We start from the raw sequence: 23,438 nt of genomic DNA, 5'->3' as shown, positions 1-23,438 counted from the left end.
CCTCTCGATCGCCGCTCGGAAGAGCGGTCGCAGCGTCGTCGCCGCGCGGCGCGGCCGGTGCACCCCCGGAAGGGGCACGCATGGTCACGCTATGCAGTGCGGGTGCCCGGCCTGTGAACCGGACGTTTCATGAACGTAAACTCATCCACCGACATCGGGGCACGCGGGTGCCGCTCGCGGCGCGTTCGCGGCTTCGCGGGCCACACTCGTCGGATGATCTCCTTCGAGCTGGCCCGTGCCCTGCGCACGGCGGGCGTGCGCTGGACGCCCCGCACCGGTGACCGCTTCCGGATCGAGCGGGAGGGCTTCGACGGCGACGTCTTCACCGTCAGCGACATGACCATCGAGGCGCACGAGTATCCGAGCGGGACCGTCCTCGGCTTCAACGGCACCACGGAGTGGGCGCTCGACTCCGTCTCTCTGGAGGACTCGCTCTGGCTGCCGCGGGAGGACCAGCTGCGCGAGCTCCTCCGCGGGACCTTCCGCTCCCTCCGGCGCCTCGCGGAGCCGGAGGCGCGGTTCGCTGTCGAGGTCGAGCTCGGCGGGCGGGCGCGGACCTTCGAGGACGCGGCGGCCGAGAACGCCTACGCGGAGGCGCTGCTCGCGCTGGTCAGCTCGGTCGCGGTCGACCTCGACGACGTGGACGAGCTGGACGCGGCCGACGGGCCCGACCGGGCGGCCGAGCGGGCCTGAGGCTCCGTCCGTCCCGGAGCGGCCGCGTCAGGCGGGCCTAGGACGCCGCCTTCTCCGCCGCCGCGGTCTTCTTCGGGGTCCGCTTCCTCGCAGGCGCGTCGGCGCTCTTCTCCGTCTCGGACGTCGTCACCGCGGGCTTCTTCTTCGCGGCGGTCTTCGCAGGAGCCTTCGCCGCCGCCTTCTTCGGAGCCGTCTTCGTCGCGGCCTTCTTCTCGGCGGGCGCCTCCTCCGCCGGCGCGCCCTTCGCCCCGCGACTGCGCTCCACCGAGCGCTTGAGCGCCTCCATCAAGTCGAGCACCTCGCCGCCGCCGCCCTCCTCCTCCGGCGCCTCTCCGAAGGTCGCGGCGGTGTCGAGGGCGTCGCCCTGCTCGATCTTGGCGTCGATCAGCGTGCGCAGCTCCTCCTGGTACGCGTCGTGGAACTTCGCGGCGTCGAAGTCCTCGGAGTAGGAGTCGACCAGGTGCGCCGACATCTCGAGCTCGCGCGCCGCGATCCGGGTGCTGCCCTCCAGCGACGGGAACTCGACCTCCCGCACCTCGTCCGCCCAGAGGAGGGTCTGCAGCATCAGGAGCTTGCCGCGCACGCGCAGCGCTGCGAGGCGGGTCTTCTGCCGCAGCGCGAACTCGACGATCGCGGTGCGGTCCGTCTGCTCGAGGGTCCGGCGCAGCAGGACGTAGGCCTTGGGGGAGGAGGAGTCCGGCTCCAGGATGTAGGCGCGGTCGAACATGATCGGGTCGACCTGCTCGCTAGGCACGAACTGCACGACGTCGATCTCGCGGTCGCGCTCCTCCGGCAGCGCCTTCAGCTCGTCCTTGGACAGGACCACGGTGCGCTCGCCGTCGTCGTAGGCCTTGTCGATGTGGTCGAAGGTGACGACCTCGCCGCAGATCTCGCACTTGCGCTGATACCGGATCCGCCCGCCGTCCTTGTCGTGGACCTGGTGCAGCGGGATGTCGTGGTCCTCGGTCGCGCTGTAGATCTTCACCGGCACGTTGACCAGGCCGAAGGTGATCGCGCCCTTCCAGATGGCTCGCATGCGCCCAGTGAACACCGTGTCCCCCGGCCGCCGGAAGCCCTGGCGGCCGCGAGGGAACCCCGGACCGCTCAGGGAGCCCGCTATACCGGGCGGTCTCGACGGTTCGGGGTTCCCTCAATGGGCGGGAGGAGGGGAGGAGGAGGGGAGGAATGACGGAGCCGCCCGGGCGTCGCACGGGGCGACGGCCGGACGGCTCCGGGGTGGTGGCGGCTAGGCGCGCCGGCGGCGCAGCGCGGCGAGCAGGAGCCCGCCGACGCCGCCGGCGATCAGCAGTCCGCCGAGGCCCAGCGGCAGGCCGATGTCGGCTCCCGTCGAGGCCAGGGGCGGACGGCCGCCGGGGTGCGGCGCCACGGCGGTCGGCGTGCTGCTCGGGGTCGGAGCGGCCGTCGGAGCAGTGGTCGGCGCGGTGGTGGGAGCGGTCGTCGGGGCGACGGTCGGCTGCGCGGTCGGGGCGACGGTCGGCTCGGCGGTCGGTGCCACGGTGGGCTCCGGCGTCGGAGTCGGGGTGGTCGGGTCCTTCTCGGCGTCGATCGCGGAGGTGTCCGCGGCGAACGAGGCGGTGACGAAGGCGATGGCCTTCGACGTGATGCCGAGCGCCTCCTGATTGATGTTGTCGATGTCGTCGGCGGCGGAGTGGTAGTTCGGGTCGTGCGTGATGCCGGCGGTGCCGCCGAACAGCGCGACCTCCTCCTCCGTCTTGACGTCGTCGGCGCCGGTGAAGACACCCGAGGACGGGATGCCGACCGAGATGAAGCCGTCGTAGTCGCTGCGGCCGTCGAACGCGGTGTCGATCCAGGGCTGGTCGATCGAGTCGAAGTAGTCGGTGAACGCCTTCTCGGTCGCGATCGAGCCGGCGGGCACCTCCACGGGGGCCTCGTAGGTGGACTGGTCCGCGTCGTAGACCGAGATCACGTAGTTCGGCGAGGCGACCATGTCGAAGTTCATGTAGGTCGCGATCTTCGAGGCGTCCTCCTCCGTCAGGGAGTCGACGTAGGTGTAGGAGCCGACCAGGCCGACCTCCTCGGCCCCCCACCAGGCGAAGCGGACCGCGTTGGTCGTGTCGCCCGCGGCGGCCAGCTGCACCGCCGTCTCGAGCAGCGTCGCGGATCCGGAGCCGTTGTCGTTGATGCCGGGGCCGGCGGGCACGCTGTCGAGGTGCGCGCCGAGCATGACCACGTTGTCGTGGTCGCCGCCGGGGGTCTCCGTGACGATGTTGAAGGTCTCCACCTCGGTGGTCGTCTGGTCGATCAGGAGCGACGCGCTCGCGGGGAGCGACGCCAGCAGCGCCTGCCCCTCGGCCTGCGTGACGCCGACGCCGGGGACGGCGTCCTCGTCCTGTCCGCCGTAGGTGCCGTTGAGGGCGTCGCTCGGCGCGTTGTCGTAGATGACGATCGCGGCGGCGCCGGCGGCACCGGCGGCGACCGACTTCTCGAGGAAGCTGCAGGAGCCGCGGCTGACGAGCGCGACCTTCCCGGTGGCGTCGAGGCCGGCCCAGGCGTCCGTGGTGCAGCCGAGCGGATCGACGGGGGCGATGAGCTCGCCGGTCACGCCGCCCTCGGGCGTCGACGGAGTGAACTCCATCGGGGTGCCGACGGCCCCGGTGCCGGTGGTCAGCGTGAACGCGTCGATCGTCTGCGTCGCGGTGGTGAACTCCTGGCGCTCCGTCGTGTAGCCGGCGTCCGCGAGGACCTTCTCGACGTACTCGCCGCTCAGCTCGTAGCCCGGGGTGCCGATCGCGCGGGTGCCGCCGTTGGCGTCCGCGATCGCCTGCAGCGCCTCCAGGTGGGTCATGATGCCGTCGACCGTGACGGTGTCGGCGAAGTCGACCGGCTCGACGGCGCTCGCCGTCGGCGCGAAGGCGAAGCCGGCGACGAGGGCGCCCGCTCCGATCATGGCGCTCGAGCCGATCAGTGAGCGGCGTCGGCGGCCGCTCGGGGTGTTCGTGGTGGTTCGCGCCACTGGGGCTCCCTCTCCTCGAGAACGGGCCGCCGCGTCGGCGGCCCCGACGCGGGCCTCCCGAAGACTGGGAGGGGATCGCGTCCTCTGCGAGGGTATTCACAGGAAACGGTGCGGCCCAGTCCCCCCTGGCAGATTTCATCCGCACGAAACACGGACGGGGCCGGCGGGCGGATCAGGCCGTCGCCCGGCTCTCGGCCCACTCGCGGAGCATCGCGAGGGTCTCCTCCGGGCGGTCGCGGTGGGGACTGTGGCCCGCGCCCGCCACGACCGCGTAGCGGATGCGCGGATTCGCGCGGAGCACCAGGGCGGCGAGGGAGGGAGGGAGCAGCGTCTCGACCTGCGGATCGCCGGCCAGCACGAGGACCGGCGGGCGGAGGCCCGGCAGATCCGCCAGCAGGTCCCACGGGTCGTTGTCGTCGATCGTCGCGGCGACCGCGGACGGATCGGCGGCCCGCACCGCGGCGAGCTTCTCGGCTCGGTCCCGCTCGTCCCAGAGCGGCTGCGCGACAGCCAGCTCCTCGGCCGAGACCGCGAGACCGGCGAGCTCGCCCGCGCGGACGGCGGCCCGCTGCTCCGGAGCGAGCCGGAGCACCGGGTCCAGCAGCGCCAGGCGTCCCGCCCAGCCGGCGTCGCGGGCGGCGGCGCGCACCGCGACCGCTCCGCCGAGCGAGTGCCCGACGACGAGGTCGAACGACCCCTGTGCCAGGGCGTCGTCGGCGTAGTCGTCGTGGCGGGAGGAGCCGCCGCGCGGCCCGTCGCCGTGTCCGCGCAGGTCGGGCGCGGAGACGCTCCAGCCCGCCGCGGTCAGCTCGCGTGCCAGGCGCCACCAGGTCCGGCCCGAGCCGCCCAGGCCGTGCAGGAGCAGTGCCGTCCCCGCCGTCATCGCCGGAGCCTCAGTCGAAGCGCGGATCGCGGCCGGTGCGCTCGCCGGTCGCGAGCGCGGCGATCGCGGCGAGGTCCTCGTCGTCGAGGGCGAAGCCGAAGACGTCCAGGTTCTCGCGGATCCGCTCCGGCGTCACCGACTTCGGGATCACGACGACACCGAGCTGCACGTGCCAGCGCAGCACCGCCTGCGCCGGCGAGACGCCGTGCTTCGCGGCGACGCGGGCCAGGGCCGGCTCGTCGAGGAGGCGCCCGCGGGCCAGCGGCGACCAGGCCTCGGTGACGATCCCGTGAGCGGCGTCGAACGCGCGCAGCTCCTCCTGGGGCAGCCGCGGGTGCAGCTCGACCTGGTTGATCGCCGGCACCACTCCCGTCTCGTCGAGCAGGCGCTGCACGTGCTCCTCGGCGAAGTTCGAGACGCCGATCGAGCGCGCCCGCCCCTCGCTCTGCAGGCGCTCGAGGGCGCGGTAGGTGTCGACGTAGCGGTCGCGCGAGGGGATCGGCCAGTGCACGAGGTACAGGTCGACGTAGTCGGTGCCGAGCAGCTCGAGGCTCCGGTCGAAGGCGGCGAGCGTCTCGTCGACGCCGTGGTCGTCGTTCCAGACCTTGGTCGTCACGAAGACCTGCTCGCGGGGGAGGCCGCTCGCGCGGATCCCCTCGCCGACTCCGCGCTCGTTGCCGTAGAGGGTGGCGGTGTCGACGTGCCGGTAGCCGGCCTCCAGGGCGACGGCGACCGTGCGGGCCGCCTCCTCGTCGCCGATCTTGTAGACGCCGAGCCCGAGCTGGGGGATCGCGCGGCCGTCGTTGAGGGGGATCAGGGGGACGCTCATGCCTCCCATGCTGGCACGTGCGCTCAGACGCTCCAGTCGAGCTCGCCGTGCGGTCCCACGTGCACGTCGTCCTCGATCAGCGCCGCGAGACCGGCCACGCCGAAGAGGAGGCGCCGCTCGGCGCGCTCCGCGTCGCTGCGCTCGTCGATGCCGCGCACGGCGAAGTGCACGTCGTGGCCCGCCTGCAGGCCCTCGACGCCGAGCCGGCCTCGGAGCGCGCGCGCGGGGCGCCGGCCGATGCCGAGACCGCGCCAGAGGGAGCCCGTCTCGAGGACGACCGCCGTCTCGGAGGAGACGACCCCGTGCTGCTCGCGATGCGCGGTGAGCTGCCACCCGTAGCCGAGGTGGTGCAGGCGGGTCGAGTGCGGGCCGCGCCAGGCGTGGGAGGACTCCTCGCGGCGGAAGTAGACGGGGCTCGGGCGGAAGGACCCCTGCCAGAGCGCGGTGGCGAGCTCGCTGCACCACTCCGGGGTCTCCGGATCGGACCAGGGGTCGAGGAGATCGGTCCGGGCGGCGGCGCGCCGGTGCTCGCGCACCAGCTCCTCCGCATCCTCCCGCAGCCCCATGCCGCCCCCCTGCCCGCCGTGGGCCTTCACCCTAGAGTGCCCGACAGGCGCCGGACAACCGGGTGGCGGCCTAGGAGGGCAGGGTGACCGGCTCGGTGTCGGGGAGCGGGCTGGCGTCGCGCCCGCGGAGATCCGGGTGGTATCGGCGGCCGAGCAGGGGCACCAGGAACCCGACCAGGGCGAAGGCGGCGGCGACGACGATCGCGGCGGTCGGCCCGGCCTGGTCGATCTGCACGCCGGCGATCGCGGAGCCCAGCGCCGCGCCGATCAGCTGACCGGTGCCGACCCAGCCGTAGGCCTCCGCCGTGTCCGAGAAGCGCACGCTCGAGGCGGTGATCGCGAACAGCGCCGCGAGAGCGGGAGCGATGCCGATGCCGGCGAGGAACAGCGTGACGCACAGCCACCAGAAGTCGGTCGAGACCGCCGCCAGGCCCATGCCGAGCGTGACGATCAGCATCCGCCGCGCGGTCGCCCACCGGCTGATCGGGATGTGGCCGAGGGCGAGGCCGCCGACCAGGGAGCCCGCCGCGAAGACGGCGAGCACGACGCCCGACTCGACTCCGCCCTCGCCGAAGACCGCGACGACGCCCGCCTCGACCGCCGAGCAGGCGCCGATCAGGAGGAAGCCGACGACCGTGGCCAGCAGCACCGGGGGCTTCGTGAGCACCACGCCGAGGCGGCGCGTGGAGCGCGGGATGCGGACGCGGCCCACCTCGGGCGAGGCGATGAACCAGATCCCGCCGCCGATCAGGAACACCGCGGCGGTGAGGATGCCTGCGACCGTCGACACCTGGATCGACACGAGCGTCGCCAGCACCGGGCCGAGCACCCAGATGATCTCCTGGGCGGAGGCGTCGAGCGAGAAGAGCGGGGTCAGCTGCGAGCTGGTGACCATCTTGGGGTAGATGGTGCGCACGGCCGGCTGCACCGGCGGCATGCTCAGGCCGGCGACGAACCCGATCACGACGAACTGCCACACCTCGAGCGGGAGCACGGCCATCGCGATGATCGCCCCCGCGCAGACCACGAGGGTGATCGTCAGCACGCGGCGCATCCCGAGCCGCCCCATCAGGCGGCTGGTCAGCGGACCGGCGATGGCCTGCCCGATCGACATCGAGCCGAGCACCAGGCCGGCGGCGGCGTAGGAGTGGTGCACCCGCTCCACGTGCAGGAGGAACGCCAGCGAGAGCATCCCGAAAGGGAAGCGCGCGGTCAGCTGCGCGAGGATGATGCGCCCCACCCCGGGGGTCTTCAGGAGATCGGTGTAGCTGCCCACCGGACGACACTAGCGCTCCCGAGGGAACCCCGGGCCGTCGAGGGAGCCCGCTGCACGAGGCTCCCTCGACGGGTCGGGGTTCCCTCGGCGGAGGGACGCGTCAGCCGGCCAGCACCTTGCGGATCCGCTGCAGGGACACGCTCTCGGCGGTGCCGAGCGACTGCGCGAAGAAGCTCACCCGCAGCTCCTCGATCATCCAGCGGGCGCGCGCGATCCGCTCCGGGGCGTGCGCGGGCAGCGGCACCGCGCCGCCGGCCGAGCGGTAGAGCTCCTGGGCCGCCTGCACCTCGTTCAGCCAGACGCGGTCGCGCCCGACGTTCTCGGCGATCTTGCCGAAGCGCTCGGTGATCGCGCCGAGGTAGCGCGGGAGGTGCCGGAGCCGCTCCACTCCGGTCGCCGAGACGAAGCCCGGGTAGACCAGGCCCGAGAGCTGCTCCCGCGCATCCGTGAGGGCGGGCAGCAGCGCCATGCTCGTCGAGGCCTTGAGCGCCTTCTCGACGCCCCGGGCGGTGGTGAGGATCGTCGTGACCGTCTTCACGGTCTCGAACATCGCATCCATGACGCTCGCCGAGACCCGGTCGCGCACGGCGTCGAACTCGGCGCGGAGGAAGAGCATCCCGTCGGGCTTCATCCGCCAGAGGACCGCGTCGACGCAGGCGAGCAGGCAGTCGGTGAAGAGCGCGGTCGTGTTCTGGTACGGGCTCTGCGCGAGCACGAGCTTCTCGTGGGAGGTGAGGTGCTGCTGCACGTAGGCGACGGGGCTCGGCGTCGCGAGCAGGAGGAGGCGGCGCACGCCGCGCGGGTGCTCGCGCGCCTGGTCCTCGGCCGTGGCGAGCAGGCGGATCGAGACCGAGTCGCCGTCGTCGATCAGGGCCGGGTAGGCGCGGATGGTGTTCCCGCCCTGCCGGGTGTCGGTGACGCGCGGCAGCTCCGGCATGTCCCAGGTCTTCAGGCCCCGGCGCTCGAGCGCGTCGGGGACCCGGGCCTCGACCACGCGGGCGACCTCGTCGCGGACCCGGCCGCGCAGGCGCTCGGCCAGCGGGGCGAGCTCCTTGCCGGCGGCGACCGTGCGGCCCCGCTCGTCGGCGACGGCGAAGGTGACCCGCAGGTGCGAGGGGATCCGCTCGAGGTCGAAGTCCTCGGGCTGCACGACCACGCCGGCCTCGCGGCGGATCGCCCCGGCCAGGGTCGCGGCGAACGACTCCGTCGGCGGATTCGGCACGTCGTGCGGCAGGGAGGCGGTCAGCTTGCGCGCCCAGTCGTTCGCGGGCACCACGTTGCGGCGCAGGTGCTTGGGCAGCGCCTTGATCATCGCGGTGACCAGCTCGGCGCGCAGTCCCGGCACCAGCCAGTCGAAGCCGAGGGGCGTCACGCGCGGCAGGAGCGCGAGCGGCACGTGCACCGTCACGCCGTCCTCCTCCGTCCCCGGTTCGAACCGGTACGAGAGGCGGAAGCGCTGGTCGGCCTGGCGCCACTGCGTGGGGAACGCGGTCTCGTCGATCTGCTCCGCGTCCTCGGGGAGGAGGGTCTCCTGCGTCATCGTCAGCAGGTCGGGCTCGTCGTGCTGGGTCGTCCGCCACCAGGAGTCGAACGAGCGCACCGAGGTGATGTCGCGGGGGAGTCGGCGGTCGTAGAAGTCGAAGACGGCCTCGTCGTCGACGAGCAGGTCGCGGCGGCGCGTGCGCTCCTCCAGTCGCTCGAGCTCGGCCCGCAGGGCCCGGTTCTTGCGGTCGAAGGCGTGGCGCGACTCCCACTCGCCCTCGACGAGGGCATGGCGGATGAACAGCTCGCGGGCGTACGAGGCGTCGATCCGCGAGAACTGGACGCGGCGGCGGGCGATGATCGGCACGCCGTAGAGCGTGACCTTCTCGTAGGCGACGGCCGCGCCCTGCGACTTCTCCCAGTGCGGCTCGCTGAACTGCCGCTTCACGAGGTCGCCCGCGATCGCCTCGGCCCAGGCCGGATCGATCGCCGCGTTCGAGCGGGCGAAGAGGCGGCTGGTCTCGACCAGCTCGGCGCTCATCACCGCGTCGGGGAGCTTCTTCGCCAGGGCGCTGCCGGGGAAGATCGAGAACTTCGCGTTGCGGGCGCCGACGTACTGCACGTTCTGGCGCTCGCGGCTCTTCGCCGCGCGCTGCGCCTGCTGCGAGGTGGTGTCCTTGATGCCCAGGTGCGAGAGCAGGCCGGCCAGGAGACTCCGGTGGATCCCGTCGGGGTCGACCTTCGGCTCGCCCAGCTCGAGCTTGAGGGGGCGGGCGAGCTGGCGCAGCTGGCGGAACACGTCCTGCCACTCGCGCACGCGGAGGTAGTTGAGGTACTCGGCCTTGCAGAGGCGCCGGAAGGCGCTGGAGGAGAGCTCCTCCTGCTTCTCCTCCACGTAGTTCCAGAGGTTCAGCAGGGTGAGGAAATCGCTGGTGGGGTCGACGAAGCGCGCGTGCTGCTGGTCGGCCTGCGCGCGGCGCTCGAGCGGGCGCTCGCGGACGTCCTGGATCGTGAGGCCCGCGACGATCGCCATCACCTCGCGGCTGACGCCGTGGCGGCGCGACTCGATCACCATGCGCCCGAAGCGCGGATCGATGGGCAGCCGCGCCAGGTCGCGCCCGATGCGCGTGAGCTGCGGCGCGGCCTCGGCGGCCCTCCGCGAGACGCCGCTCGAGTGCGCGTCCGGCGGCGTGTCGCGTACCGGAGCGGCATCTCGCGGAGCGGCCGAAGCGGCCGGAGCGGCAGAAGCGGAGGGAGCGGCGGAGGAGGAGCCGGGGACGCGGAGGGCGCCGAGCTCCGTGAGCAGGTCGAGGCCGTCCTTGATGCCGCGGGAGTCGGGCGGAGTGAGGAACGGGAACGAGGCGATGTCGCCCAGGCCGAGAGAGATCATCTGCAGGATGACCGCGGCCAGGCCCGTGCGCAGGATCTCGGGGTCGGTGTACTCCGGTCGGCGGAGGTAGTCCTCCTCGGAGTAGAGGCGGATCGCGATGCCCGCGCTGGTGCGGCCCGAGCGGCCGGAGCGCTGGTTCGCCGAGGCCTGCGAGACGGCCTCGATCGGCAGGCGCTGCACCTTCGAGCGCGCGCTGTAGCGCGAGATGCGGGCCGTGCCGCCGTCGATCACGTAGCGGATCCCGGGGACGGTGAGGCTCGTCTCCGCCACGTTGGTCGCGAGCACGACGCGACGGCGGACGCCGGGGGTGCGCCCCTTCTCGAAGACGCGGTGCTGATCGGCCGCCGACAGGCGCCCGTAGAGGGGGAGCACCTCGGTGCCCGGCAGGTTCCGGCCCCGGATGGCGTCCTCGGCGTCGCGGATCTCGTTCTCGCCCGAGAGGAACACCAGGACGTCGCCCGGATCCTCCCGCGCCAGCTCGGCCAGAGCGTCGGCGATGCCGGTCATCAGATCGCGGCTGCCGCTCGTCGCGTCGGGGACGTCGGTGTCGTCGTCCTCCTCCGGCTCCTCGGCGACCAGCGGGCGGTAGCGGATCTCGACCGGGTAGGTGCGGCCGGAGACCTCGATGATCGGCGCGGGCTCGCCGGCGGCGTCGGCGAAGTGGGCCGCGAAGCTCTGCGGGTCGATCGTCGCCGAGGTGATGATCACCTTCAGGTCGGGGCGCTGCGGCAGCAGGCGGTGCAGGTAGCCCAGGAGGAAGTCGATGTTGAGGCTGCGCTCGTGCGCCTCGTCGATGATGATCGTGTCGTACCGGCTGAGCATCCGGTCGTGGTTCATCTCGTTGAGCAGGATGCCGTCGGTCATCAGCTTGATCCGCGTCGAGGCGGACGCCTTGTCGGTGAACCGGACCTGGTAGCCGACCAGCCCGCCGACCTCGTCGTCGAGCTCCTCCGCGATGCGCTCGGCGATGGTGCGCGCGGCGATGCGCCGGGGCTGCGTGTGCGCGATGCTCTCGCGGCCGAGCTCCAGGCAGATCTTCGGCAGCTGGGTCGTCTTGCCCGATCCGGTCGCGCCCGCGACGATGACCACCTGGTGGTCGCGGATCGCGGCGGCGATGTCCTCGCGCCGCGCCGACACGGGGAGTTCGGGCGGGTAGCGGATGCTGAGCACGTCTGACATGAGCCCTCCATCCTACGCCGCGTGCGACAATGCCCTGTCTCGTGAAACGTCGCGGGCCACCCTGCCCGGTCGGGCGCTCCGGCGCCGGTCGACCGCGGCGCACGATCCCGTGGAGCACCCCGATGAATCCGCAGTCCCTGCTGGTCGTGCTGAACATCGTGCTGCTGCTCTTCGCGATCCGGGGCGTGCTGTCGAACCCGCGGCTGTCGAAGGTCGCGAAGGTCTCGTGGGTGGCGTTCATCGTGATCGCGCCGTTCCTCGGCAGCCTCGCCTACCTGGCGGTGGGCCGTCGCGGCGGGAGCGGCGGAGGCGGCACGGTCGTGCGCGGCACGGAGCGGCCGTCGGGCTGGTTCTTCGAGCGCTGAGCGCACGGGGAGGTCCGGCGGCAGGGGAGACCTCCGGGTGCGCGGGCCCTCCGCTCCGCGGCAACCCCTGACCGGCGGCTCCGCCCGCGTCTAGCGTGGAGCGCATGGCCGATCGTCTGCGCTCCAGTGTCAGCCCCTACCTCCGCTCGCACGCGGACAATCCGGTCGACTGGTTCCCCTGGGGCGAGGAGGCGTTCGCCGAGGCGGTGCGCCGCGACGTCCCGGTGATGGTGTCCATCGGCTACTCCACCTGCCACTGGTGCCACGTGATGGCGCGGGAGTCGTTCTCGGACCCGGTGCTCGCCGCGCGGCTGAACGCGGGCTTCGTCGCGGTCAAGGTCGACCGCGAGGAGCACCCGGACGTCGACACGGCCTACCTGACGGCCGCGAGCGCGTTCACGCGGCAGCTCGGCTGGCCGCTGACGGCCTTCGCCACCCCCGCCGGCGAGACCTTCTTCGCCGGAACCTACTTCCCGCTGCGCGCCGTCGGCGGTGTGCCCGCCTTCTCCGACGTCCTCGACGCGGTCTCGGAGGCGTGGCGGCTGCGGCGCGACGAGGTGCAGGCGACGGCGGGCGGGCTGGCCGCGGCTCTGCGCGAGGCGACCGCGGCGCTGCCCGCCGACACCGCGCTGCCCGGCGACGCCGAGCTCGACGGCGCCGTCCGCGCACTCGCGGGCGAGGAGGACCGAGTGCACGGCGGCTTCGGTGGCGCCCCGAAGTTCCCGGTCGCCCCCGTGCTCGGGTTCCTGGCCTCGCGGCCCTCGGGAGCGGCGCTCGCCGAGCGCACGCTGCTCGCGCTGGCCGCGTCCCCGCTCCGCGACCGCGACGGAGGCTTCTTCCGCTACGCGACTCAGGCCGACTGGAGCGATCCGCACTACGAGCGGATGCTCTACGACAACGCGCAGCTGCTCGACGTCGCGGCCGTCCTGCTCGGGCACGACGGCGCCCGGGTGGAGGAGCTGACCGGGATCGCGGAGGGCGTCGCCGCGTTCCTCCTGACCACTCTCGAGCGGCCGGGCGGCGGGTTCGCGTCGGCGCAGGACTCGGAGAGCATCGTCGACGGTCAGCGCTCGGAGGGCGGCTACTACCTCGCCGAGGACCGCTCCCGCCTCGCGCCCCCCGCTCTCGACGGGAAGGTCGTCACCGGCTGGAACGGCCTGGCGATCCGCGCTCTCGCCCGCGCCGGACGCGTGCTCGGACGCGAGGAGTGGATCGACGCCGCCCGGCGTGCGGCGGACGCGGTGCTGCAGCGGCACCTCGTCGACGGCCGCGTCGCGGTGCGCGCCTCCCTCGGCGGTGCCGTCTCCGCGGCCCGCCCGGCCCTGGAGGACCTCGGGATGCTGGCCGGCGGGCTCCTCGAGCTCGCCCTGGCGGAGGGGCGTCCGCGCTGCGCGGTGGCGGCGCGCACCCTCATCGACGGCGCGCTCGACGCGGCCGACGGCCCGCTGCCGTTCGCGCTGCCCGGCGGAGGGGATCCGGCGCTGACCGCGCGCGGCCTGCTGCTCGCGGCCGATCCCTCCGAGGGCGCCTACCCCTCCGGCCTCTCGGCGACGGCGGACGCGGCGCACGAGCTGTACCTGCTCACCGGATCGCAGCGCTACCGGGAGGCGGCCGAGGCGGTCGTCGCGTCGATCGCGCCGGGCGCGGTCCGGCAGCCGATGGGCTTCGGCGCCGTGCTGGGGCTGGCCTCGCGGCTGGCGCGCCCGGTGCGGCAGCTGGTCGTCGTCGGCCCCGGAGCGGCGGAGGCGGTGCAGGACGCTCGGTCCGCCGGGATCGGTGTGCTGGTCGGCGTGTCCGACGAGGGCGCCCGGGAGTGGGCGGACGCGGGTTTCGAGCTGTTCGAGGGGCGGACCTCGCGGGAGGGGCTGCCGACCGCCTACTCCTGCGAGGCCTTCGTCTGCGCCCTGCCGACGACCCGACTGCCGGAGGAGCTGCTCACGCGGCCGTGACCACCAGCGGCGCCTCGGGGTCGGCGGCCCACTCGTTGAGCGAGCCGTCGTAGACGACCGCCGTGTCGACTCCGAGCACCGCGAGCGCGAGCGCGTCGGCCGTCGCGGCGATCCCTCCGCCGCAGTAGAGGACGATCCGCTCGGCCTGGAGAGCGTCGCCGAACAGCGACCGCAGCCGCTCCGGCGGCAGGAGCGTGTTGTCGGTCCGGTCGACGAGCCGCCCGGCGGGGACGCTCCGCGAGCCCGGCAGGTGTCCGAGGCGGGGGCGGCGCCCCTCCTCCCCGGTGAACTCCTGCGGCGGGACCGCGCACACCAGCGCTCCGGGAGCCTCGCCGCGCACGACGCTCTCGACGCCGGCCTTGTCGATCCAGAGCGGCCGCTCCTCGCGCACGGTGATGCCTCCGCTCGCCGCGGACTCGACGTGCCCCGTCTCGATCGGGCGGTCCTCCCGCCGCCAGGCCTGGAGCCCGCCGTCGAGCACCGCGACCGCGTCGTGCCCGGCCGCGCGCAGCAGCCACCACAGGCGCGAGGCCCACTGGCCGACCGCGGAGTCGTACACGACGACCACCGAGTCGTCGTCGATGCCGAGCGCGGCGGTCGCGGCGGCGAAGCGCTCCGGGTCGAGCCGGGTGAAGGGCAGGGGAGCCTCCGAATCGGACAGCTGCTCGAGCAGGTCGCCGAACACGGCGCCGGGAACGTGCCCCTCGAGGAGGTACTGCTCGTCCCCGCTGAGGTAGCCGGGCCGCCCGTCGGAGCCGGGCACGAGCAGCACGCTGGCGTCGACGACGACGAGGTGCTCGCGGCCGAGCTGGTCGGCGAGCCACTGGGTCGAGACGATCGGCCGGGCGAGGTACGGGGCGGAGGAGATGCTCACCTTCCCCACGCTAGGCGCGACCGCCGACACGCGCGCACCCGCGCGTCACGCACGGTCACGGTCGGGCCGCCGTGCGCTCAGCACTCGATGACGTTGACCGCGAGCCCGCCCTCGCTCGTCTCCTTGTACTTCGAGGACATGTCGATGCCCGTCTGGCGCATCGTCTCGATGACCGCGTCGAGAGAGACGCGGTGGTCGCCGTCGCCGTGCAGCGCGAGGCGGGCCGCGCTCACGGCGGTCGAGGAGGCGATCGCGTTCCGCTCGATGCAGGGGATCTGCACGAGGCCGCCGACCGGGTCGCAGGTCAGCCCGAGATGGTGCTCCATCGCGATCTCCGCCGCGTTCTCGACCTGGCGCGGAGTGCCGCCGAGCACCGCGCAGAGCGCCCCGGCGGCCATCGCGCAGGCCGAGCCGACCTCGCCCTGGCAGCCCGCCTCCGCGCCGGAGATCGACGCGTTCGTCTTGCAGAGCGAGCCGATCGCAGTGGCGGTGAGGAGGAAGCGGCGCAGCCCCGCGCGATCGGCGCCCGGGACGAAGCGGAGGTAGTAGTGCGCGACGGCGGGGATGATGCCCGCCGCTCCGTTCGTCGGAGCCGTCACGACCCGCCCGCCCGCGGCGTTCTCCTCGTTCACCGCGAGGGCGAAGGCGTGCAGCCACTCGACCGACGTGGCGCGGGCGCGGTCGAGCGGATCCTCCTCGAAGGCCTCGAGCCGCTCGCGCAGCACCGACGCGCGGCGGCGGACGCCCAGGCCCCCCGGCAGCACGCCGTCGGTCGCCAGGCCGTGCTCGACGCAGGCGGCCATGGCGTCCCAGATCGCGTCGAGGCGAGCGTCGATGTCGACCCCGGGGTGCAGAGCGCGCTCGTTCGCGGCGGCGATCTCGGCGATGCCGGAGCGGGTCCGATCGCAGGTCGCCAGCAGGTCGAGGCCCGAGACGAAGGGATAGGGGTGCGGGGCCAGCGCAGCCAGCTCGGCGCGCTCGCCCGCTCGACGGATGAAGCCGCCGCCGATCGAGTAGTACGTCTCCTCCCACACCGGCAGCGCGTCGTCGCCGACCCAGACGCTGAAGGTGAGGGCGTTCGGGTGCTCCGGCAGCCTCGTGCGCGGCTCGAAGGCGACGTCGTCGCGCGTCATCGCGAGTCGCTGCTCGCCGGCCAGCAGGATCGTCCCCTCGGCGTCGAGGCGCTGCCAGGCCCCGCGCACCAGCGCCGGGTCGCACGTCTCGGGGTCCAGGCCGGCGAGACCGGCGACCACCGCGTCGGGGGTGCCGTGGCCGATCCCGGTGGAGCCGAGCGAGCCGTAGAGGGTGCAGCCCACCCGGCTCACGCGGCCGAGGAGACCGGCGTCGCGGATCCGCTCGGCGAGGGCGAGGGCGGCGCGCATGGGTCCGACGGTGTGCGAGCTGGACGGGCCGATCCCCACGCTGAACAGGTCGAGGACGGAGACGTAGGCGCTCATCCGACGAGCGTACGCCCGTCCGCGGACGGTGGCAGGGCGGGCGCCCTCCCGGATACCCGCCCTTCTCCGGGTGCCGTGCGGGTCACTGTCCGCCGTCCACGACATCGCCGTGGCCGGGCCCACCCGGGCCGAGCGTGAGCGTCGCGCCGACCCCCACCGCGAGATGCCACTTCGGTACGCGACACGCCGCGGGAGGCGCGCACAAGTGGCATCTCGCGGAGAGGAGAGGAGAGGAGCGGAGCGAGTCAGCGCAGTGTCTTGCGCGCCGAGATCTGGCCGGTGTCGAAGCCGAGCAGGTGCAGGCCGCCGTGGAAGCGGGCGTGCTCGACCTTGATGCAGCGGTCCATCACGACGGTCAGGCCCTTCGACTCGCCGTACTCGGCCGCCTCCTGGTTCCAGATCCCCAGCTGCACCCAGACCGTGGGCGCGCCGACGGCGAGGACGTCGTCGATCACGGCGGGGATGTCGCTCGCCTTGCGGAACACGTCGACGATGTCGGGCACGACCGGGAGCTCGGCGAGGCTGCGGTACACCGGCTGCCCGAGGATCTCGGTGGCGTTCGGGTTCACGAAGTAGAGCTCGTAGTCGCTCGACTGCTGCAGGTAGGTGGCGACGAAGTAGGAGGAGCGGGCCGGATTCGGCGAGGCGCCGACGATCGCCACGGTCTTCGCGCGGCGGAGGATGTCGAGTCGCCTGCGGGCGTCGGGCCCGACCCAGGTGCGCTGCGAGCGCAGCATCTTCGCCAGCGGCGAGTTCGCCGGGACGGAGCAGCTGAGCCCGTTGGACAGCTGGACGACCGTGTCGGTGTCGGTGGTGCTCATGCTCAGACCTCCACGGCCGGGGTGTGCAGGGTGGTCGTCGTGTCCTCGGGCAGCTGGGTCGGGGCATCGGGGGTGCCGTGCGCCTCGACCGCGCGGGCGAGCGCCTGGTCGAGATCGTAGATGATGTCGTCCGCGTCCTCGATGCCGACGGAGAGCCGGACGAGGCCGGGGAGGACGCCCGCGTGCAGGAGCTGCTCCTCGGTGAGCTGGGCGTGGGTGGTCGACGCGGGGTGGATCACCAGTGTCTTCGCGTCGCCGATGTTGGCGAGGTGGCTGGCGAGGTCGACCGACTCGATGAAGGTCTGGCCGACGGCGCGGCCGCCCTTCACCACGAAGCTGAAGACCGAGCCCGGTCCCTTCGGCAGGTACTTCTGCGCGCGGTCGTGGTGCGGGTGCGCAGGGAGCCCGGCCCAGTAGACCGCCTCGATCCGGGGGTCGGCGTCGAGCCACTCGGCCACGCGGCGCGCGTTGTCGACGTGCGCCTGGATCCGGTACGGCAGCGTCTCGACGCCCTGGGCGAGCAGGAACGCGGAGTGCGGAGCGAGGACCGGCCCGATGTCGCGCAGCTGCTCCGCGCGCAGGCGCGTGAGGAAGCCGTACTCCCCGAAGTTGCCGTCCCACGACAGGTCTCCGTAGGAGGCGACCGGGTCGTGCAGCAGCGGGTACTTCTCGGGGGAGTAGTGGAAGCGCCCCGACTCGACGACGACGCCGCCGAGCGTGGTGCCGTGCCCGCCGAGGAACTTGGTGGCCGAGTGGATGACGATGTCGGCGCCCCACTCGATTGGGCGCACGAGGTAGGGAGTGGCCACCGTGGAGTCGATGACGAGCGGGATGCCGGCGGCGTGGGCGACCGCGGCGAGGCCCTCGATGTCCGCGATCTCGCCGGAGGGGTTCGCGATCGTCTCGGCGTAGAGCACCCTGGTCTTCTCGGTGATCGCCGCGGCGTAGTCGGCCGGGTCGCTCGAGCGGACGAAGGTGGTGTCCACTCCGAAGCGGCGGAGCGTGACGTCGAGCTGGGTGATCGATCCGCCGTAGAGGTTGGCGGAGGACACCACGTGGTCGCCCGCGCCGACGAGCGCCGCGAAGGTGATGAACTGCGCCGAGAGCCCGGAGGCCGTGGCGACGGCGCCGAGGCCGCCCTCGAGGCTCGCGACGCGCTCCTCGAAGGAGGCGACCGTGGGGTTCGACAGGCGCGAGTAGACGTTGCCGTACTTCTGCAGCGCGAAGCGGGCGGCGGCGTCGGAGGTGTCGTCGAAGACGAAGGCGCTGGTCTGGTAGATCGGCAGAGCGCGGGCGCCCGTCACCGCGTCGGGGATGTTGCCCGCGTGGATCGCACGCGTCTTGAAGCCGTACTCACGATCTGCCATGCGATCGACGCTAGCGGGAGCCGCCGACACCGCCGCACCGGAGCGACGCATCGCGTAACAGTGGGGCCGCTCAGAGCGCCAGGTGGACGGCGGCCAGCCCCATCGCCGCGATCGCCGCCCAGGACACCAGGGCGACGAGCAGCGCGCGCCACCCCGTCGTCACGAGCGCGCGCACCCGGACGGCGCTCCCGAGAGCGAAGAGCGCCGCGGCGAGGACCCAGGTCTGCGCGGTGTCCGCGGCGGCGAGCAGACCCTCCGGAAGGGGGAGGAGGGTGCGCAGCAGCACCGCGGCGAGGAACCCGATCACGAACAGCGGCACGATCTCGGGCCGCGTCCCGCCCTGCTCGCCGCTGCGCCTGGTGACCGCGGCCGCCACCGCCACCATCGGCGCCAGCATCACCACGCGGGTCAGCTTCACCACGACAGCGACGGCCAGCGCCGACGCTCCCGCCACCTGGGCCGTCGCCACGACCTGGCCCACGTCGTGGACCGAGGCGCCGACCCAGTGCCCGAACTGCAGGTCGGTGAGCCCGAGCGGCTGCTGCAGGGCGGGGAGCACCGCGATCGCGAGCGTGCCGCAGAGCGTCACCAGTGCGACCGGCGTCGCCTGCTCCTGCTCCTTCGCCCGGGTCGCTCCCGCCATCGCCCCGATCGCCGAGGCGCCGCAGATCGAGAATCCCGCCGCGAGCAGCAGCGGCTCCTGTCCGGGCAGCCGGAGCGCCCGGCCCAGCGCCCAGGTCAGGCCGAAGGTGGCCAGGACGATCCCGACGACGACCAGGATCGAGCCCCAGCCCAGCGCCGCGATGTCGATCAGCGAGAGCTTCAGCCCGAGCAGGACGATCCCGGTCCGCATCAGCGAGCGGGACGAGAACTTCAGGCCCGGCGCCAGCGCCCCGCTCAGCAGGGGGCGCGCCGTCGGCAGCTGCGCCACGAGGATCCCGAGCGCGACCGCCGCGGTCAGCATCGGCACCGCCGGAACCGCCGCGTGAAGGAGGGCCGCGAGCACCGCCGCGACCGCGCAGGCCGCGACTCCCGGGCCCAGCCGCTGGATCAGACCCATGAGGGCAGCCACATGTGAGCCTGCCAGAAGCTGAAGGAGGTCGGCGCGCCGATCCAGAGCGGCAGGAAGTAGGCCGTCAGCGCCGCCGCGGCCACCGCGAAGACGAGCACCACGAGGACGCCGCGGGTGCGCCGCCTCCGCTCGTCGCCCGGACTCCCGATCACGATCCCCGCCGTCAGCGCCAGCGCCAGCATCATGTAGGGCTCGAAGACGACGCAGTAGAACTGGAACACCGTGCGGTCCAGGTAGAGCAGCCACGGCAGGTAGCCCGCGACGATCCCCATCAGCACGAAGCCGGCGCGCCACTCCCGGTACCGAGCGAGCCGGTAGAGGAGGTAGACCAGCGCCAGGACCCCGGCGTACCAGATGAGCGGATTGGCGACGGAGGTGATCGCCTCGTCGCAGCGCGCGGCGGTGCAGCCGTCGACGCCCGTGGCCTGGTCGACGAAGTACATGCTCGTCGGCCGGAGCATCAGCAGCCACGTCAGCGGGTTCGCCTCGTAGGGGTGCGAGGCCCGCAGGTTGATCGAGTAGTCGTACATCTGCACGTGGTAGTGCCAGAGGCTCTGAGCCCAGTCCGGCACCCAGGCCAGAGCACCGGTCCAGGCGTTGCCGGGAGCCTCGGTGGCCCACTGCCGGGCCCATCCGCCGGAGGTGCGCAGCCAGCCCGTCCAGGTGACGAGGTAGGCGACCAGCGCGATCGGCACGACCAGGAGGAAGGTGACCGGTCCCTGCTTGAGGATCGCGCCGCTGCCCCAGAACGGCACGCCGGCGCGGCGCCGCATCAGAGCGTCGACGACGACCGCGTACACGCCGTAGGCCGCGAGGAAGTAGACGCCCGTCCACTTCACGCCCGCGGCGAGTCCGAAGAGCACGCCGGCCGCCAGCAGCCACGGCCGCCACCACAGGACCGGACCCCAGCTCGGCAGCGCACCCGCCGCCACCTTCCGCGCCAGCTGCAGCTCGGCCCAGCGCCGGTCGAGCAGCACCGCCGCGACGCCGCACAGTGCGACGAACATCAGGATCCCGTCCAGGAGCGAGACCCGCGACATCACGATCGCGTGGCCGTCGAGCGCGAGCATCAGGCCCGCGAAGGACGAGAGGAGGGTCGAGCGGAACAGGAGGCGGCCGATCACGATCACCAGCGCGACGGCGAGGATCCCCACGACGGCGGTCGAGACGCGCCAGCCGACGCTGTCGTCGGCGCCGAACACGCCCATGCCCAGCCCGATGATCCACTTGCCCAGCGGCGGATGGACTACGAAGGACGGCGCCCCCGTGAACGTGTCCACGTCGCCCGCCGCGAAGCCCGGGTCCGGGTTCTCCGGCCAGGCGCCCTCGAAGCCGAGGTTCCAGAGGGTCCAGGCGTCCTTGACGTAGAAGGTCTCGTCGAACACCAGCGAGCGCGGGTGGCCGAGGTTCCACAGCCGCAGGACCGCGGCCAGGGCGACCACCAGCAGCGGCAGTCCGAGCTCGTACAGCCGGCGGCGCGCGGGGGAGGCGACGAGCCGGGTGTGCAGGTCGTCGAACCAGGAGCCGCGCGGCACGTCCGGGAGGGGGGTGCGCTCGCGCGGGGCGGACGCCTCGGCGGGCTCCACCGGGACCGAGCGCGCCGATCCGGCCGCGTCCAGGAGCAGGTCGTCGAAGTCGCGCTGCGGTCGGTCCGTCACCCGGCCATGCTAACGGGGCGCCTCCTCCCGGGACGGCGGCGATCCGCGGCGGGAGGCCCCGGACCCGGCCTGGGAGACTGGCCGCATGATCATCCTCGCCGGCACTCCCATCGGAAACCTCGGCGACGCCTCCCGCCGGCTCGTGGAGGCGCTGTCCTCGGTCCGACACGTCGCCGCGGAGGACACGCGCGTGACCATCCAGCTGATGCGCGCCCTGGGCGTGGAGAACCGGCCCGCCCTCTACGCCCTGCACGACCACAACGAGCGCGAGCGCGCCGCCGAGCTGGTGGAGCTGGCCCGCGAGGAGGACCTGCTCGTGCTGAGCGACGCGGGCATGCCCACGGTCTCGGACCCGGGCTACCACCTGGTCGAGGCTGCGGTGGCGGCGGGAGTCGCGGTCACCGCGCTGCCCGGTCCCTCGGCGGTGCTGATGGCGCTCGCCGTGTCCGGGCTCCCGACGGACCGCTTCAGCTTCGAGGGGTTCCTGCCCCGCCGGCACGGAGAGCGGGTCTCGACCTTCCGGGCGCTCGCCGACGAGCGGCGCACCATGGTCTTCTTCGAGTCCCCGCACCGGATCGGCGACGCGCTCGCCGACCTGGTCGAGGCGATGGGCCCGGAGCGGCGCGCGGTCGTCTGCCGCGAGCTCACCAAGATGTTCGAGGAGGTCCGGCGCGGCACGGCGGCCGAGCTGGCCGAGTGGGCGGCCGACGGCCTGCGCGGCGAGATCTGCCTGGTCGTCGAGGGTGCCCCCGCGCGGGAGGCGTCCCTCGAGGACGCGCTGGCCGACGTGCTGGCCCGCGTCGAGGCCGGATCGCGGCTGAAGGAGGCGTCGGCCGAGGTCGCCGAGATCACCGGGCTCTCGCGTCGGGCGCTCTACGAGGCGGCGCTCGCCTCCCGCCGCGGCTGAGAGCTCCCTCCCCAGCGGCGGCGGCTTGCCCGTCGTCCACAGCCCCCGTCACGCGCCGGGAGCGGTGCCGCGCGGTGAATAGGATGGTCGCCATGTCCGACGGCGCCTCCTTCTACCTCACGACCCCCATCTTCTACGTGAACGACGTCCCGCACATCGGGCACGCGTACACCGAGGTCGCCGCCGACGTGCTCACCCGCTGGCACCGCCAGGCGGGCGACGACACCTGGCTGCTGACCGGCACCGACGAGCACGGCCAGAAGATCCTCCGCACCGCCACCGCCAACGGCACCACCCCCCAGGAGTGGGCCGACCGCCTCGTGAGGACCGCCTGGCAGCCGCTGCTCGAGACCATCGACATCGCCAACGACGACTTCATCCGCACCACGGACGCGCGGCACGAGGTCAACGTGCAGAAGTTCCTGCAGAAGCTGTACGACGAGGACGCGATCTACACCGGCGAGTACGAGGGCTACTACTGCGTGGGCTGCGAGGAGTACAAGCAGCTGTCCGACCTCGAGGAGGGCACCGGCGACTACGCCGGCCAGTACGTCTGCAAGATCCACTCGAAGCCGGTCGAGCTGCTGAAGGAGAAGAACTACTTCTTCAAGATGAGCGAGTACACCGAGCGGCTGCTCGCGCTCTACGAGGAGCGTCCCGACTTCGTCCAGCCCGAGTCGGCGCGCAACGAGGTCGTGAGCTTCGTCCGCCAGGGCCTGGCCGACCTGTCGATCTCCCGCTCCAGCTTCGACTGGGGAGTGAAGGTCCCGTGGGACGACTCGCACGTCGTCTACGTCTGGTTCGACGCGCTGCTCAACTACATCACCGCGGTCGGCTACGGCCAGGACGAGGCGGAGTTCGAGCGCCGCTGGCCCGCGACCCACATCGTCGGCAAGGACATCCTGCGGTTCCACGCGGTGATCTGGCCCGCCATGCTCATGGCCGCGGGCCTCGAGGTGCCCAAGCAGGTGTTCGGCCACGGCTGGCTGCTGGTCGGCGGCGAGAAGATGTCGAAGTCGAAGCTCACCGGCATCGCGCCCGAGCAGATCACGGACACCTTCGGCTCCGACGCCTTCCGCTACTACTTCCTCCGGGCCATCACCTTCGGCCAGGACGGCTCGTTCTCGTGGGAGGACCTGTCGGCGCGCTACCAGTCCGAGCTGGCGAACGGCTTCGGCAACCTCGCCTCGCGGGTCGTCGCGATGCTGCACCGCTACTACGACGGCGTCGTGCCCGCGCCCGGAGAGCTCACCGAGGCGGAGGAGCGCGTGCAGCGCACCGTCGCCGAGGCGGCAGCGTCGGCCGACCGGTCGATCGACGCGCTCGCGATCCACGACGCGATCACCGCCGTGTGGAGCATCGTCGAGGAGCTCAACGGCTACATCACCGAGCAGGAGCCGTGGGCACTGGCCAAGCGCGAGGAGCGGGAGCGCCTCGGCACGGTGCTCTACACGGCGACGGAGGGGCTCCGGGCCCTGGCCGTGCTGCTCTCGCCGGTCGTCCCGCGCGCGACGGCGTCCCTCTGGGAGGCGCTCGGCGTGACGGAGTCGCTGGGCGACCTGACCGCGCAGCCGATCCGCGAGGCGGGCCGGTGGGGAGTCCTCCCCGTCGGCACGACCGTCGGCACCCTCGTGGCGCTCTTCCCGCGCATCGAGGCTCCCGCGTCCTGACGGCC

Annotated in this window: 18 protein-coding genes; 5 read left to right on the top strand and 13 right to left on the bottom strand. The window is 73.0% G+C overall.

From position 1 onward, the window contains the following. Positions 1–213 precede the first annotated feature (213 nt). Positions 214–693 (top strand): pilus assembly protein CpaE, encoded by a 480-nt coding sequence (locus C5D44_RS03085; protein WP_258067339.1) that lies wholly within the window; start codon positions 214–216, stop codon positions 691–693. A gap of 37 nt (positions 694–730) precedes the next feature. On the opposite strand, the gene C5D44_RS03080 is transcribed toward C5D44_RS03085, so the two are convergent. The 7 genes from C5D44_RS03080 to hrpA form a co-directional block, all read right to left on the bottom strand. Further along, complete coding sequence (locus C5D44_RS03080; RefSeq protein WP_104276367.1) at positions 731–1,729, bottom strand: Ku protein; 999 nt, start codon at positions 1,727–1,729, stop codon at positions 731–733. Positions 1,730–1,939: 210 nt separating this feature from the next. After that, positions 1,940–3,688 carry a M28 family peptidase gene (locus tag C5D44_RS03075; RefSeq protein ID WP_104280795.1) on the bottom strand — a complete coding sequence of 583 codons (1,749 nt, stop codon included), beginning with the start codon at positions 3,686–3,688 and terminating at the stop codon, positions 1,940–1,942. A 172-nt stretch (positions 3,689–3,860) separates the two neighbouring features. Next, complete coding sequence (locus tag C5D44_RS03070; protein WP_104280794.1) at positions 3,861–4,571, bottom strand: alpha/beta fold hydrolase; 711 nt, start codon at positions 4,569–4,571, stop codon at positions 3,861–3,863. Between the two features lie 10 nt (positions 4,572–4,581). After that, positions 4,582–5,400, bottom strand: coding sequence for an aldo/keto reductase (locus C5D44_RS03065; protein WP_104280793.1), 819 nt, complete (start codon positions 5,398–5,400; stop codon positions 4,582–4,584). A 23-nt stretch (positions 5,401–5,423) separates the two neighbouring features. Next, positions 5,424–5,966 (bottom strand): hypothetical protein, encoded by a 543-nt coding sequence (locus C5D44_RS03060; RefSeq protein ID WP_104276370.1) that lies wholly within the window; start codon positions 5,964–5,966, stop codon positions 5,424–5,426. A 70-nt stretch (positions 5,967–6,036) separates the two neighbouring features. Then, positions 6,037–7,242: an MFS transporter gene (locus C5D44_RS03055; protein ID WP_104276371.1), complete on the bottom strand. Its 1,206-nt coding sequence runs from the start codon at positions 7,240–7,242 to the stop codon at positions 6,037–6,039. 100 nt (positions 7,243–7,342) lie between these two features. Continuing rightward, positions 7,343–11,293: an ATP-dependent RNA helicase HrpA gene (hrpA, locus tag C5D44_RS03050; RefSeq protein WP_104280792.1), complete on the bottom strand. Its 3,951-nt coding sequence runs from the start codon at positions 11,291–11,293 to the stop codon at positions 7,343–7,345. A gap of 122 nt (positions 11,294–11,415) precedes the next feature. Between hrpA and C5D44_RS03045 the strand changes: the two genes are divergently transcribed. Beyond that, positions 11,416–11,658, top strand: a complete 243-nt coding sequence (locus C5D44_RS03045; RefSeq protein ID WP_181118433.1) for a PLDc N-terminal domain-containing protein — start codon at positions 11,416–11,418, stop codon at positions 11,656–11,658. A gap of 104 nt (positions 11,659–11,762) precedes the next feature. Continuing rightward, positions 11,763–13,607 carry a thioredoxin domain-containing protein gene (locus C5D44_RS03040; RefSeq protein ID WP_104280790.1) on the top strand — a complete coding sequence of 615 codons (1,845 nt, stop codon included), beginning with the start codon at positions 11,763–11,765 and terminating at the stop codon, positions 13,605–13,607. On the opposite strand, the gene C5D44_RS03035 is transcribed toward C5D44_RS03040, so the two are convergent. The 6 genes from C5D44_RS03035 to C5D44_RS03010 all read right to left on the bottom strand — a co-directional run bounded on the left by C5D44_RS03035 (position 13,594) and on the right by C5D44_RS03010 (position 20,856). Continuing rightward, entirely contained in the window at positions 13,594–14,481 is an 888-nt protein-coding gene (locus C5D44_RS03035; RefSeq protein ID WP_181118432.1) for a sulfurtransferase, read from the bottom strand. The genes C5D44_RS03040 and C5D44_RS03035 overlap by 14 nt on opposite strands. Positions 14,482–14,558: 77 nt before the next feature. Then, a complete protein-coding gene (locus tag C5D44_RS03030) occupies positions 14,559–15,938 on the bottom strand; it encodes an L-serine ammonia-lyase (RefSeq protein ID WP_104276376.1) in 1,380 nt (459 codons plus the stop codon). A gap of 245 nt (positions 15,939–16,183) precedes the next feature. After that, positions 16,184–16,759, bottom strand: a complete 576-nt coding sequence (locus tag C5D44_RS03025; RefSeq protein ID WP_104280788.1) for a CoA-binding protein — start codon at positions 16,757–16,759, stop codon at positions 16,184–16,186. Positions 16,760–16,761: 2 nt separating this feature from the next. Next, positions 16,762–18,126 carry an O-acetylhomoserine aminocarboxypropyltransferase/cysteine synthase family protein gene (locus C5D44_RS03020; protein WP_104280787.1) on the bottom strand — a complete coding sequence of 455 codons (1,365 nt, stop codon included), beginning with the start codon at positions 18,124–18,126 and terminating at the stop codon, positions 16,762–16,764. Positions 18,127–18,196: 70 nt separating this feature from the next. Beyond that, positions 18,197–19,186 carry a YeiH family protein gene (locus tag C5D44_RS03015; protein WP_104280837.1) on the bottom strand — a complete coding sequence of 330 codons (990 nt, stop codon included), beginning with the start codon at positions 19,184–19,186 and terminating at the stop codon, positions 18,197–18,199. Then, a complete protein-coding gene (locus tag C5D44_RS03010) occupies positions 19,177–20,856 on the bottom strand; it encodes a dolichyl-phosphate-mannose--protein mannosyltransferase (protein WP_258067861.1) in 1,680 nt (559 codons plus the stop codon). Before C5D44_RS03010 ends, C5D44_RS03015 begins: the two co-directional genes overlap by 10 nt. 85 nt (positions 20,857–20,941) lie before the next feature. Here C5D44_RS03010 and rsmI point away from each other — a divergent pair, with 85 nt between their 5' ends. Together rsmI and metG are read left to right on the top strand one after the other, a co-directional pair. Next, positions 20,942–21,763 (top strand): 16S rRNA (cytidine(1402)-2'-O)-methyltransferase, encoded by an 822-nt coding sequence (gene rsmI, locus C5D44_RS03005; protein WP_104280786.1) that lies wholly within the window; start codon positions 20,942–20,944, stop codon positions 21,761–21,763. A 92-nt stretch (positions 21,764–21,855) separates the two neighbouring features. After that, positions 21,856–23,433 (top strand): methionine--tRNA ligase, encoded by a 1,578-nt coding sequence (gene metG, locus C5D44_RS03000; protein ID WP_104276381.1) that lies wholly within the window; start codon positions 21,856–21,858, stop codon positions 23,431–23,433. Positions 23,434–23,438: the final 5 nt, after the last annotated feature.

It is taken from the genome of Rathayibacter sp. AY1B5 (assembly GCF_002932795.1).
Lineage (GTDB): Bacteria > Actinomycetota > Actinomycetes > Actinomycetales > Microbacteriaceae > Rathayibacter.
Note: the sequence above shows the minus strand (reverse complement) of the source record. Positions and strands in the feature narration are given on the sequence as shown.

Coding starts and splice junctions, on each gene's coding strand:
- C5D44_RS03085 (WP_258067339.1), top strand. CDS start 214: ATGATCTCCTTCGAGCTGGCCCGTGCCCTGCGCACGGCGGGCGTGCGC.
- C5D44_RS03080 (WP_104276367.1), bottom strand. CDS start 1,729: ATGCGAGCCATCTGGAAGGGCGCGATCACCTTCGGCCTGGTCAACGTG.
- C5D44_RS03070 (WP_104280794.1), bottom strand. CDS start 4,571: ATGACGGCGGGGACGGCACTGCTCCTGCACGGCCTGGGCGGCTCGGGC.
- C5D44_RS03065 (WP_104280793.1), bottom strand. CDS start 5,400: ATGAGCGTCCCCCTGATCCCCCTCAACGACGGCCGCGCGATCCCCCAG.
- C5D44_RS03060 (WP_104276370.1), bottom strand. CDS start 5,966: ATGGGGCTGCGGGAGGATGCGGAGGAGCTGGTGCGCGAGCACCGGCGC.
- hrpA (WP_104280792.1), bottom strand. CDS start 11,293: ATGTCAGACGTGCTCAGCATCCGCTACCCGCCCGAACTCCCCGTGTCG.
- C5D44_RS03045 (WP_181118433.1), top strand. CDS start 11,416: ATGAATCCGCAGTCCCTGCTGGTCGTGCTGAACATCGTGCTGCTGCTC.
- C5D44_RS03040 (WP_104280790.1), top strand. CDS start 11,763: ATGGCCGATCGTCTGCGCTCCAGTGTCAGCCCCTACCTCCGCTCGCAC.
- C5D44_RS03030 (WP_104276376.1), bottom strand. CDS start 15,938: ATGAGCGCCTACGTCTCCGTCCTCGACCTGTTCAGCGTGGGGATCGGC.
- C5D44_RS03025 (WP_104280788.1), bottom strand. CDS start 16,759: ATGAGCACCACCGACACCGACACGGTCGTCCAGCTGTCCAACGGGCTC.
- C5D44_RS03020 (WP_104280787.1), bottom strand. CDS start 18,126: ATGGCAGATCGTGAGTACGGCTTCAAGACGCGTGCGATCCACGCGGGC.
- C5D44_RS03015 (WP_104280837.1), bottom strand. CDS start 19,186: ATGGGTCTGATCCAGCGGCTGGGCCCGGGAGTCGCGGCCTGCGCGGTC.
- rsmI (WP_104280786.1), top strand. CDS start 20,942: ATGATCATCCTCGCCGGCACTCCCATCGGAAACCTCGGCGACGCCTCC.
- metG (WP_104276381.1), top strand. CDS start 21,856: ATGTCCGACGGCGCCTCCTTCTACCTCACGACCCCCATCTTCTACGTG.